We start from the raw sequence: 11,535 nt of genomic DNA, 5'->3' as shown, positions 1-11,535 counted from the left end.
TCCAAAGCGCACTAGGGATCTCGTTGCGACGTGTCATGCCGGCAATGTTGTCGCCGACTCAACAGAATTCAAGGGTTTTGTTAGCCGCTCTTACTTGCGGGCACGGAAATTAAGCTGCTGTCATTCGGAAGGTTCATGTCGGCCCCCTTGGCCTTTGGTTCGCCAGTTGCTCTCAAAATTTGACTCAGAACTTGTGCGTAGATACTGCGTTAACCGCTACGTATGACGACTGCATTTATCTCAAGAAATAGCCAGGCCTTCGACTGGATGCTCTCCTTGGAACCAGCGCCAGGAACCTTTTCCCCCGGTCCTTTTGATTTGATACAGGGCCCGGTCCGCGCGCCGCAGCAGCTCGTGCTTATCAGTAGCTTGATCTGGATAGAGGCAGGCGCCAATGCTGACGCCGACGCTAAGTTTTAGGTTGTCCACCAGAAGCGGCGTATTCACCGACTCCAGTATGCGGCTGCAGACCATTTCGATATGAGACAGGTCACTTGGTGCAACAAGCAAGATACCGAACTCATCGCCACCTAGGCGGCATACCAAGTCTGTCTCTCGCACAGCCCCTTTCAGTCGCTCTGCGATGATTTGAAGCACGGTGTCCCCTACCGCGTGCCCATAGGAATCATTGATGGGTTTGAAGTCATCAAGATCCAGCATGAGGAATGCAAGACGACGCTGCGGATCTTCGGAGACCTCCGCATGCCAACGTTGGCGAAGGCCACGCCGATTGGAAACACCAGTCAGATCGTCTCGATTGATCAGCTCCAAAAGCTGCCGCCGATTGGACTGCACACCAGAAAAGTCTTTGAAGATCGCTACCGCCAGCTTCTCGTCGTGAAGTATCAAACCCGAGTGCAACACCGTGCGGATTGACCCTCCGCTGGTCACGACATCAATCTCCATATCACCGGTCGCAACAGGATGTGCCGAGCGATGCAGTTCGATGTCTAGCCAGCGCTTGCGTACCATCTCGCGCTGCCGTTCATGAAGATAGAGGCTGTCCACGAATTGATCGAATGTACGGAATTGGCTGGCGTCGTGGCCGAATAGACGAACGAACTCCGCATTGCAGTACTGAATTTTTCCATCAGGAAAGCTGGCCCACGCGATGCCGAACGGAAGAGCGCTCAGCACTCGCAGCAGGGTGCTCGCCTTTAGTGGGGTGCGTAGTTCGTCCTCATGTTGAACCATCATGTCCTTGCTCCTTTCCTTCAAGCGCGTCGAGGCATTGCTGCTGATGCTCCAGGCCTCGATGTGTGGCAAATCTGCATCGTGGTATCGCCCGTGACAATCCGCCCGCTGCAGTCCAATGCATTGATCCGTGCCTATCCGTTATGGGTTATTTTTAACTCATTGAAACAGTGCTGACCAGGCCTCGGCAGCGTTTATGACGCCATGGCTTTAGCTGCTTTCAGTCATAGGAGGTCTGGTTGCGGCCAGCGTGCTTGAGCCGATAGGCCGGGTAAAGGCGCAAAAGGGGAGCGCCCACATCCGATTGATGCTCGCTAGTGATTGGCGGAAATGGTGTAACCCAAAGGCAGAAGGGTAGAAGGGTGGTGCTAAGGGAATGGTGCCCAAGGGAAATGGGGCTACCTGGAAAAGGAAAAAGGCCATCCCTGCCCTGCATCATCACTGGGAGTAGGCATGCTCAGATTGTTTCAACGAAAGGCCGCCGTCCTGCCACCTGTTGCGGCAGTGACCGAGAGTGCGCTTGGAAAAGGGCTGCTGCAGCCCAAGCCGGCAGCGGAGCTGCTGGCCACACCTCGACGCCAGAAGCTTCTGGAACATATCTGGCAGCGTACCTCTCTATCCCGCAAGCAGTTCCACTCGCTCTATCGAGTCCCGCTTGAGCGCTATGCGGATCTTGTGCAGCAATTCCCAGCGTCTGAAAGCCATCACCACGCGTACCTGGGAGGCATGCTGGATCATGGCCTTGAAATCGTCGCGTTCGCGTTGAAGTTGCGACAGTCGCACCTGCTCCCCGCAGGAGCTTCGCCTGAGGACCAAGCGGCGCAAGCGGAGGCTTGGACTGCAGCTGTTGCGTATGCCGCACTGCTACACGACATCGGCAAGATCGCTGTCGATCTGCATGTAGAGCTGCAGGGGGGGAGGATCTGGCACCCCTGGCATGGACCACTGAACCAGCCGTATCGTTTTCGCCATCGCGAGGGGCGCGAATATCGCTTGCATGGGGCTGCGACTGGATTGCTCTACACCCGGATACTTGATAGCGCCGCGCTTGACTGGCTCAGCGGCTATCCAGCCCTATGGTCCCAGTTGCTTTACGTGCTGTCCGGCCAATATGAGCACGGTGACATGCTTGGCGAATTGGTGGTCCAGGCCGATCGCGCCTCGGTTGCGCAGGAGCTTGGTGGAGATCCGGCGAAGGTGATGGCCGCACCAAAGCACGCACTGCAACGCAAGCTGCTTGAGGGGCTGCGCTACCTGCTAAAAGAGCAGTTGAAACTGAACCAGCCAGAGGCATCAGATGGCTGGCTCACGGAGGATGCGCTATGGCTGGTGAGCAAGACTGTTTCGGACAAGTTGCGTGCCCACCTGTTATCGCAAGGCATAGACGGCATCCCAGCGAGCAACTCGGCTGTGTTCAACATTCTTCAAGAGCACAGCATGCTCCAGCCCGCACCGGACGGCAAAGCGATCTGGCGTGCAACGGTGACCAGCTCAAGCGGCTGGTCACATGCCTTCACGTTACTGCGGCTCTCGCCCGCTCTGATCTGGGAGGCTGGTGAGAGGCCGGTCGCCTACGCGGGGACGGTGCTTGTTGAAGCAGGCCAAGGTGCCGATGCAACCGGCCAGAGTGCGCCGGACTTGCTTGACTCGGCCATGCAGGACACCGCCGATGATCGAGCCAATCCACCGTTGGAATCGAAGCCTTCCTTGAGCAAACAACCCGTAGCGAGAAACGCGCCGGATATGATGGATGAACTGCTGGCAATGATTGGGGCACCAGATCCACCGAAGGCCGATGACCAAGGAAATTCATCGTCTCAGCCAACGCCTGAAGCTACCGGAAAGCCACACCAGGTGAGCGAGTCCGTCCCAGCGAAAAAAAATCCAATGCCGGCCAGTACTCAACCATCTAGGGCCGAGTCGAATGGCACCTCAACTCAAATGTCAGCCGATCATTTCGTGACATGGCTGCAGCAGGCGATTGCATCGCGCCGACTCGTCATCAACGACGCTAAGGCGCTAGTGCATATCGTGGCGGATGCCGTCTATCTGGTAAGCCCAGGTGTTTTTCAGCGCTATGCGCAAGAACATCCTCAAATCGCTGACTATGCCAAGCGTGAAGAGATGGCAGATTGGCAGTGGGCGCAAAAGAGATTTGAGAAATTGTACCTACATCGTAAGCAAGCCAATGGCCTGAACATCTGGACGTGCGAAGTAACCGGACCTCGCAAATCGCGCCGGCTCCACGGCTACCTGCTTGAGCGTTGGCAAGGTGTATTCGGGGAGCTTCCGCCAAACAACCCATACCTGACGCTCCGGGAAGGAAACTCACAACCGCCGATCCATACGGACGCATCCACTTCGCTTGATGACTGAAGGTGTACCCCTCATTGGTGTGCTTGAGTGTGAGCCAGTAGCGTTCACGACTATCTCCGAGCCACGGCTATGAACGTCAAACCGGATGTCGGATCCACCCAATGGATTTCAAAATTTTTCAAAAATCTGCTCGGTACAATTGGAGTAAATTACCCGGCATGAGTTGTTGTTAGCGGCGGTGCACTTCTTTTCTGCGTCAGCTTTAGCTTCTTCGAGTTCCGCGTTTCCTACGAACTGCAGCTTCCCACCAACAGATTTTCCATCCTTGTAAGGTTCTGCAACAGCTGCGCATTGATTGTGATAGGTAGCCCAATCACGGCACTCCTTTCCACCCGCTTTTACACAACTAGCGATGGCGCCTTTCTGCGCTTCACGCTTAGAAAGTTTCCCGTAGTCAACTCCTACGGTACCCTCTCCATCGAGTGCAACTGCTCCCCAGGTTTTAATCCATTTCCCCAGCGGCCGAGGTGCTGGTGCAGTCTCTTGAGAGCTTCCTTGGGGAATAGGCGCACATGCGATAGCTCCCTGCCCACCAATTTGATACTGCCCTGGCGGACAGCCTTGAGCCCAAGCAGTTATAGGAAGATATAAAATTGGAAAAACCAAAAGAACACAAAGCCTCATAGATGCATGACCTAAATATAATTAATTCATCTGAAGTACATCGGTTTCTTTAACACACAGACCTCGGTCTCGTCCAGATCCGTAATATGGTTACTGATAACGTGATCGTGGTTACCAACTTATGCCATGGCTCATGAGCTTGAAGCCGATTACGGCAATACGCGGCCAGCCTATTTCATAAGGTCTGACGTGATAGTGGTCTATGAACTATTTTTTACAGCACCCGCGCCGGCGGCATGTCCGGCTGGGCGCGTTGCGCGTCTAGAGCCTGTGATTGGCGGATGCTTTCCTGCAATGGAGGCACGGTCTCGGACAGATCCACCTTGACCCGGAAGCCCGGTGTCTGGCCGACGATCCAAACCGCATCCTGATGCGAGGTCACGCTTTGCAACTGATCGACACGCAGGATACCCACGCGTTTGGCCTCGACAGTGGCATGCATGGCCTCGGCCGGGGAGGTGCCAGCGGGGAGCTTGCTATGGATGGCCTGATAAAGCGGATCGTTGGGAACCGATGCGGATACAGGCTCACCGAACCGACCACGCGGTGCTGCCGGAGCACCCACTTCGCCGCCAGATGGGCCCAAAGGTATCTTCCAGCCTGGCGGGACATATGTCGGCGCATGCTCGCTCTGCATGCGCTGCTGTACATCCTCCCAGCGTGCCGCTGCCATGTCCGCGCGCCCTGCGCCGGGTGCGAGCGTGCCGCGCAACTGATCGATACCATCGGCCAGGGTCATTGCCTGCATGCTGCGTGTACCGAGCGTGGCACCAAGGCGCATCGACGCTACGTCGTCGCGGTACTTGTCCACCATCGGTAAGTACTCTTGCGCCAACTGCTGCGCTTTATGGTCTTCCAACACCGAGCGATCTGGATTGCCGTTGCCGTCCACTGGCAGGAAATTGTGGATGCGGTGCGAATCGCCCAGTGGGATGGCCACAAACGGGTTGCGCGCATCCAGCACACTTGCTGTATTGGCGTAACCAGCCTTTTCCAGGGTGGCAATCTCATTTGGTGTGGCATACACCTTGACCTGGCCATAGTGCTTGCTGGCAGCGCTAACGGCATCGCCAGCCATCACGTGGTTGATCACGTCGGTGCCGCCCTCTTGGATCCGCCGATCCAGGCTGACCGAGCCGTAGGCGTTGAAGGTCTCGCCCCTGAGCCCGTAGTGGTGGGCGGTGACCTGGGCCAGGTTGCCACCCAGGGAATGGCCGGTGACAAAGACGTCGGGTTTGTGCCCGTCACGCTTGCCTAGTCGCTCAGCTGTCTCCATTGCATGGCGGGTCAATTCAATTGCATCGTCTGACTGGTTGTTGTGACGTGCTGCAACCATGCCGCCATCTGCGGACACACCATCCTGCTGGAGTTGCCGCTCAAACTCGGTGCCGCGATGGGCGACAATAATTTCGCCTGTGTCGACCCTCCTGTAGATCATGCCCTGATAGCCAGAAGGCCTATCAACGTATTCGAGCCGCTTGTATGGAGCGCCGCCGATATCTACCGTTCGACTATTCTCACCGGTTTCGCGTGGCTCGTCATAAACATCGCTCGCCAAAGCAGCATATTGTTGCGCAGTCAGAGTCATGGCGTTTCCTTGGTGGAAAGCAGGGTCACTTTGAACAACTGGTTGCGCAAACTTTCTTTGAACTGAGTGGGGTCCGAATGGCCAGAGTCGGGATAGTTATCCATTTCATCTTTTGGATATCCGCCAGACCAGAAATATGTCACCTCCGGCTCGCCACTAAGCAATTTATCTTTATAAATTCCTGGCTGAAATCGTGTTTCTTCATGCTTGCCAGTAGCTCTTAACGAAACATCTGCGCTAGTTAACTCCCATCGGCAGACGCCCTTGCCGTAGTAGTCCGAATCCATCATTCCATCTGCGTAGATCGTCGCTACATATGTAGATTCGTTGATTTTCTTAAAATGGATGGGTATTCCATCTTCTTTAGATTTGCTCCAGACACCTGCAATAGGCTCGATTGGCGTGCATTGCTTGTGGTTGGTCATTTCATAGAACGCAGTTCCTGAAATCCACTCAAACGGCCCCGGCGCATCCTCGATGGTCATCGTGATCCGGTACGCCTCTGTTGGATGCGGGTTCTTGCGGTAGACCGGATCGCCGTCGGTGGTGGTCGCGTCGGTGTCGTGTCTTTCAGAGCCAGTATTCATGGGGTTGCATCCTGCTAAGAGCACTAGAAAAAACCAGCCGACAACCTTGATCCTCAAATACCCGTTCATGCCGCCATCGTGCGTTGTGCAGCACGCTGCGCCGCCGTGACTGAGTCGGTCAGTCGTCGACAGGTGCGGTTGATGTTGATGCCATGTATTAGCAAGGCAATGATCATAAGAGCGAATACCATACCGAACTCTGGGATTTCCCTGATTATCTTCATCACTGCCGGGACGCACGCCGCTCCCACTGCTAGCAGAAACATCAAACCCGTCATTGCAGTTGCACTAACGATGCCCCGACGCAGCTGTTTCAATTCACAGGTATTTTTCCCGTTTGCTTGCAGCTTTCTCCAAACTTTCAGAGCACCTGCAATGAGACTCAGCAGCATCGACACTACAGCGAAGTGCAATACAGCACAGATGGTGGCCGCATACTGTGCAAGGTCCAGCAGGACCATGAACGAAGTTCGATAGGCCAGAACAACCAAGCTTGCGGTCAGTAAGGTTGACATCAGCAGGATAGTCAACATGCGCCGAACGCCCTTGGGTGACCGGTACCAATGTGCATTTGGGGAGGGAAGCACGCTATCCATTACATCGCTCCTACGAGCTCTACTTAACTAACGGCGAACGTGATCAGGGGCACGGGATGAACTTTGAGGGATGCCAGTTGGAAGTCTTATTGGCCACGCGGCTCTTGCGTATCTAAGCTTCGCTTGATGATGAACCTGGCAGTGCATTCAGGCATGTATCAGAACTTTTCAAAGATTGGATCCGAGCAGTTGGAATAAATAACTCTGCACGAACTATTATTTACAGAGGTACAGTCTTTTTCTGCCTTGGCTGTAACTTTTTCAAGTGCCGCACCTGTGGAAAATTGTAATTTTCCATCAGAAGATTTTCCATCCTTATAAGGTTCTGCTACAGCTGCGCATTGATTAAAGTAAGTCACCCAGTCGCGGCAATCTTTGCCTCCTGCTCCAAGGCAACTAGATAAAGCAGCTTTTTGCGCTTCTCGTTTAGAGCGTTCTCCACTTGCGACTCCTACTGCACCCGCACCGGATTCATCAAGTGCGACGCCCCCCCAGGTTTTAATCCATTTCCCAAGCGGCCGAGGTTGCTCTTGGACGGAATTATCTTGTGGAATCGGGGCACATGCTGCCACTCCCTGTCCACCAATGGGATACTGCCCAGGCGGGCAGCCTTGCTCGGCCATTGCCGGAAGCCCGACGATCATAAGAAAAAACAGCGTAAATCTTTTAGCACTCATATATGCACGCCTTCTGCAAAACCTAATCCCGGCAATTTTAGGCACTGCCGCTTTCATTTCTTCCAGCATTACCCCGAGAACCTGGTATTGGAGTAGATTCAGATCCACCCAATGAGCCAACAGTACGGTTCGTCACTTGACCTGTGGACTGACCTCTACCAACTGACTCCTCATTGGAAGCTCTATGCGGTTGCTGCGGCATATAGGACCCGGCCGGTTGCCCCTGTGGTCCAGGACTTGCTGCGCCGCCACGATCAAATGCTGAATATGCCATGAACATTCCCATATTACCCTGCCAAATTGCAGCCGCCAACGTTGGAACGCTTATGATCAACAAGGTCATGACCAGTCCGATACCGCCCTGTTGTAGGGCTTGGCTAGACAGTCCTTCAGCATTGCCCAATGTTATGAGTTGGGCAGCCCAGTAGGCCGCAGCTACTTTTGCTGTGAATTTGAGCACCATCGCCGTGACCACCGACAGCATTGCCATCGAGAACAGCGTGCCGATCACGTAGAACAGCCACTTCTTGAACAGGTCTTTGGTCTGGTCGAAGATCAGTGCCAAGATGAAGATTGGCCCGATCCCGATCAGGAACGCCATAGTGAACTTGAACAACAGCAGCATCGCTCCAGCTGCCATAGGCGGACTGGCGGTGCCGAAGCCCGCCATCAATACAGCGCGGCCTTTCTTCTCTATCGCCTCCGGATCGGTTGGGTCGACGCGCACCGCATCCAGCGCGGTCAGCGCCACCTGCGTGTAGGCAAGATTTTGGTCAATCGCATCGGAGGCGGTGCTGTCTTCATCACCCGTAAAAAGACCATGGATCTCTTTGTCCAGGTTTTGGGTCATGGTCTGGTGCAGCATCGCCCCGTTAACCCCGACAGCTGAAGCAAGACTGATGATGATCGCGACCTTGCCAGCCTTGATCATGGTCGCCATTGCACTTTCACGCGACTGCCCGGTTGCGATGCGATAGCCCAGAATCAGTACCCACAGAGTGGTCACTGTCAAAGCGATCGTACTGACCCACCTCATAGCGCGGCTCATCAACTCCAAGCCGAACTCTTGAATCTCGTTGCTGAAGTAGTCGTTGACCAGTTTGAAGAAAACGAACTCACCGAGGCCGATATCCGCCAAAGGCTGCAACCAGTTCATCGCTCCGTGGAGAATTGCGTCCATTACCTTCTGCCTGTCTGTCGTGGTGTAGCGATCAATTGGATAACGCGGCTTTCAGCGTTGCGGCCTGCACGAGCTGTCCCAGCGGTTTGAGCCAGCTGTTTTGGTCGCCATCCAGAGCTTTTCTGGCCATTCGCGACTGATCTTCCTTGAGCCCGACGATGTAGCTGTCATACGCCGTCATCTGGGCCTGCCAGTAGTCCAGGTCCATGGCGTTTTGTGCTACGAAACGCTGAACTTCGTTGTCGTTGGCAGCAAGCGCTCCTTGGCTGGTGCCACCTCGGTCGCGCTGCGCCTCAATCGCTTTAAACTGGTTGTTGCGTTCTATAAGGCGCTTGAGCATGCGTACCGACTCGTTGTACTTGGCATTTTTTGCCAGCACCATGCGTGTGCAGACCTTCATTTGCTCCTCCACCATATTTCCTTTCATGTTGGGGGCGAGAGACTTGAATTGCTGCAGCACCCCTGAGAGGCCTGTCTTTGGGGCACCCGGACAGTCGTCTTCCAGGCCATAGTCTTCTGGACGTTCGGCAAAGTTGTCAGCCATGGTGGACGTCCCTAGGTTCAACCGCTGAAGCTTGATGAGCTGCTGCTGATAGTGATCCAGCTGCTGCTGATACTGCTTGAGGGTCTCGGTCCATCGCTTAGCCTGCTCTGCGTACTCCTGTAATGCCTTCGCCATCGACGTTGGGTCATTGACAATCACTCCCACTGCATTCGCGGGCCCAACACTAAGACCGGCCGCAAGCAACAAGCCTGCGGCGAGACGTGAAAATGAAAGGCGTGAGCGGCGTGAGCGGTCATTCATGGCGGGACTCGTCGGTCTTGTTGGTGCAGATGGATGGCGGGGATAGCAAAACGAGGGATATAGAGGGCGCAGCCCGGAAGGCGATAGGCAGCCCAGGCAGGTGGTGGGGAGTCAAGCGCGTAACGCAATCATGAAGCGAGAGAATTTTTGTTCAGACACAGGCACAGCGACGAGAAAGACGCCGCCGGGGGTGCGGAGATGAGCGCCTGCTAGGGCCATTATCCTTATGTGCTATTGAGGCAGGTTGGGTCGAACTCTGGCATAGGTCAAGGCAGATTGCCACTACCTGCTCCCCCTCCAGACCGTCCTCTCATCGTCTAGCGGCCGCCACCTCAAGGGACAAGGTTGCCTGGGTAGGAAAAATCTGACATCCGGAAACGGCAATTCCCCACCCTCTGCAATGGCGTGCCCGGTTGAGTCCGCACGATATTTGTCAACCGAGGAAAGCTCTGGATCGCGTACCGTCGCAGCTGCCTGGACCGCAGGCGAGCACTCCCTCTTCGAGGGGAAAGGACATGTGATGCGTAACTTCCAACGTACGGCAAAAGTGGCTGTGGGACTGCTAGGACTGGCACTGTCATACAGTGCGGCGGCATGCTGTCCGGATGTCGGTCATAGCCCTGCTGCTGCGACAACAGGGCTGGGGGCCAGTCGTCCCTCTGCTACTGATCTCTCGGCTGTCAGCACCTTTCACGTGTATACGTTCGAGCGAGACGGAATCCGCTATCTGCAAGTCAATGGCCCTAGTGGCGATGTCCGAACCGCAATCGGATGGATCGACGGTACCCGTTGGGTCATGCCGGTTGGTATCGATGCAGACCGCACCACGATCCTGGCGGCGGGTTCACGCCCGAGCGGTACAGTCGTATATGAAGGAGACGGTATGACGGTGCTGCTACAGACACTCCCGCGTGGTAACAGCTGGCTCATCGTACCTAAAAATTGATCGTGTCCCTGTTGTTTCGGAAACAAAGAAGCTGATCTTGCACGTATGGTGGCGCCGGCAGGTGCCACCATACGAGCGCACCCTGCTGGACAACTCTGCTGTGTTCTCAAGAGCGGTCCGACTGGCAGGCTTGCTCTCTGGCTTATCCCCGTAAATACATACAGCGATGCCCTGGAGCCCGCGCAGTTTTCCGACTCTGGCCTTGATGGTATGACGCCTTGCTGGAGGCAGACAGGCAATCGCCTGCTGGGTGCATCTGTAGACGGCAAGCTGCAGCCCAACAGACAATTGCATGGGATTGCCGCGAAGCATGACTGGGTGGATTTCTGTGTGACTGGAACTGGCGAAGCCTGGCGAACGGAAAACGTGATAGAGCCCATGCGTCTCGATCTCCAGGGGGTACAAAGCATTGATGTACTCGTGCAGCATCTTCGATTGGATAGAGCCCGTACGAATCATCCGCATGGCGGCTTCATGTTGTCCGCGTGACTTGAGATGACTTTCGATGTCGCGGCGTAGTCGGTTCATCTGTACCTCGATGTCGACGTACTCGATCACGTGCTCGCGCAATTCCCGCTCAGCCCATAGGTAGCTCAGTTTTGCCGTATCCAATGCCTGTTGCTCGCCTCGCAGACGCAGGCGCACTTCGGCAAGGGTGCTGGAGATACGCGCGCCCAGCACGAATAGTCCCGTAGCCGTTGTTGCGAGCATCACCTGCACAACAAAGCCTATTGAGTCATAGGCCCCCAGCACACCCGTATTTCGCAGTGAAAATGCCAGAGCGGTATTCGCCAGCACAACGCCGATGGCCGCGCCCCGCCAGCCATGCAGCCAGGTGAGTAGAACGGCAGGAACGATCAGCAACGACATTAAGAGCGGCTAACAAAACCCTTGAATTCTGTTGAGTCGGCGACAACATTGCCGGCATGACACGTCGCAACGAGATCCCTAGTGCGCTTTGG

9 protein-coding genes and 1 pseudogene are annotated in these 11,535 nt (G+C 55.2%); 1 reads left to right on the top strand and 9 read right to left on the bottom strand.

What is annotated here, in order from left to right:
• Window positions 1-240: 240 nt before the first annotated feature.
• Window positions 241-1,197 carry a GGDEF domain-containing protein gene (locus tag XarbCFBP7408_RS21135; RefSeq protein ID WP_258072277.1) on the bottom strand — a complete coding sequence of 319 codons (957 nt, stop codon included), beginning with the start codon at window positions 1,195-1,197 and terminating at the stop codon, window positions 241-243.
• Between the two features lie 450 nt (window positions 1,198-1,647).
• On the opposite strand from XarbCFBP7408_RS21135, the gene mobH reads away from it, so the two are divergent.
• Window positions 1,648-3,570 (top strand): MobH family relaxase, encoded by a 1,923-nt coding sequence (mobH, locus tag XarbCFBP7408_RS21130; protein ID WP_104564602.1) that lies wholly within the window; start codon window positions 1,648-1,650, stop codon window positions 3,568-3,570.
• Between the two features lie 108 nt (window positions 3,571-3,678).
• On the opposite strand, the gene XarbCFBP7408_RS21125 is transcribed toward mobH, so the two are convergent.
• The 8 genes and pseudogenes from XarbCFBP7408_RS21125 to XarbCFBP7408_RS21085 all read right to left on the bottom strand — a co-directional run.
• Window positions 3,679-4,176, bottom strand: coding sequence for a DUF4189 domain-containing protein (locus tag XarbCFBP7408_RS21125; RefSeq protein ID WP_258072276.1), 498 nt, complete (start codon window positions 4,174-4,176; stop codon window positions 3,679-3,681).
• Window positions 4,177-4,408: 232 nt separating this feature from the next.
• On the bottom strand, window positions 4,409-5,782 hold the full coding sequence (locus tag XarbCFBP7408_RS21120; RefSeq protein WP_104564600.1) for a DUF6792 domain-containing protein: 1,374 nt from the start codon (window positions 5,780-5,782) through the stop codon (window positions 4,409-4,411).
• Window positions 5,779-6,438 carry a hypothetical protein gene (locus tag XarbCFBP7408_RS21115; RefSeq protein WP_104564599.1) on the bottom strand — a complete coding sequence of 220 codons (660 nt, stop codon included), beginning with the start codon at window positions 6,436-6,438 and terminating at the stop codon, window positions 5,779-5,781. The genes XarbCFBP7408_RS21120 and XarbCFBP7408_RS21115 overlap by 4 nt, the downstream gene beginning before the upstream one ends.
• Entirely contained in the window at window positions 6,435-6,965 is a 531-nt protein-coding gene (locus XarbCFBP7408_RS21110) for a hypothetical protein (RefSeq protein WP_104564598.1), read from the bottom strand. Before XarbCFBP7408_RS21110 ends, XarbCFBP7408_RS21115 begins: the two co-directional genes overlap by 4 nt.
• Window positions 6,966-7,123: 158 nt before the next feature.
• A complete protein-coding gene (locus tag XarbCFBP7408_RS21105; protein WP_237357013.1) occupies window positions 7,124-7,711 on the bottom strand; it encodes a DUF4189 domain-containing protein in 588 nt (195 codons plus the stop codon).
• A complete protein-coding gene (locus XarbCFBP7408_RS21100) occupies window positions 7,680-8,822 on the bottom strand; it encodes a type IV secretion system protein (RefSeq protein ID WP_104564597.1) in 1,143 nt (380 codons plus the stop codon). The genes XarbCFBP7408_RS21105 and XarbCFBP7408_RS21100 overlap by 32 nt, the downstream gene beginning before the upstream one ends.
• Before the next feature lie 31 nt (window positions 8,823-8,853).
• Window positions 8,854-9,501, bottom strand: a complete 648-nt coding sequence (locus tag XarbCFBP7408_RS21095) for a hypothetical protein (protein ID WP_033836538.1) — start codon at window positions 9,499-9,501, stop codon at window positions 8,854-8,856.
• Between the two features lie 1,021 nt (window positions 9,502-10,522).
• Window positions 10,523-11,446 (bottom strand): annotated as a pseudogene (locus XarbCFBP7408_RS21085) (MASE1 domain-containing protein); the annotation flags it as partial.
• Between the last annotated feature and the right edge of the window lie 89 nt (window positions 11,447-11,535).

The sequence above is a fragment of the Xanthomonas arboricola pv. guizotiae genome, assembly GCF_002940205.1.
GTDB lineage: Bacteria > Pseudomonadota > Gammaproteobacteria > Xanthomonadales > Xanthomonadaceae > Xanthomonas > Xanthomonas arboricola_C.
The sequence above is the reverse complement of the archived record's forward strand: the minus strand, read 5'-3'. Positions and strand labels throughout refer to the sequence as shown.

What these genes read in the sequence shown, in the direction of transcription:
- XarbCFBP7408_RS21115 (WP_104564599.1), bottom strand. Translation starts at nt 6,438, where the DNA reads ATGAACGGGTATTTGAGGATCAAGGTTGTCGGCTGGTTTTTTCTAGTG.
- XarbCFBP7408_RS21110 (WP_104564598.1), bottom strand. Translation starts at nt 6,965, where the DNA reads ATGGATAGCGTGCTTCCCTCCCCAAATGCACATTGGTACCGGTCACCC.
- mobH (WP_104564602.1), top strand. Translation starts at nt 1,648, where the DNA reads ATGCTCAGATTGTTTCAACGAAAGGCCGCCGTCCTGCCACCTGTTGCG.
- XarbCFBP7408_RS21095 (WP_033836538.1), bottom strand. Translation starts at nt 9,501, where the DNA reads ATGGCGAAGGCATTACAGGAGTACGCAGAGCAGGCTAAGCGATGGACC.
- XarbCFBP7408_RS21135 (WP_258072277.1), bottom strand. Translation starts at nt 1,197, where the DNA reads ATGATGGTTCAACATGAGGACGAACTACGCACCCCACTAAAGGCGAGC.
- XarbCFBP7408_RS21100 (WP_104564597.1), bottom strand. Translation starts at nt 8,822, where the DNA reads ATGGACGCAATTCTCCACGGAGCGATGAACTGGTTGCAGCCTTTGGCG.
- XarbCFBP7408_RS21105 (WP_237357013.1), bottom strand. Translation starts at nt 7,711, where the DNA reads ATGCTGGAAGAAATGAAAGCGGCAGTGCCTAAAATTGCCGGGATTAGG.
- XarbCFBP7408_RS21120 (WP_104564600.1), bottom strand. Translation starts at nt 5,782, where the DNA reads ATGACTCTGACTGCGCAACAATATGCTGCTTTGGCGAGCGATGTTTAT.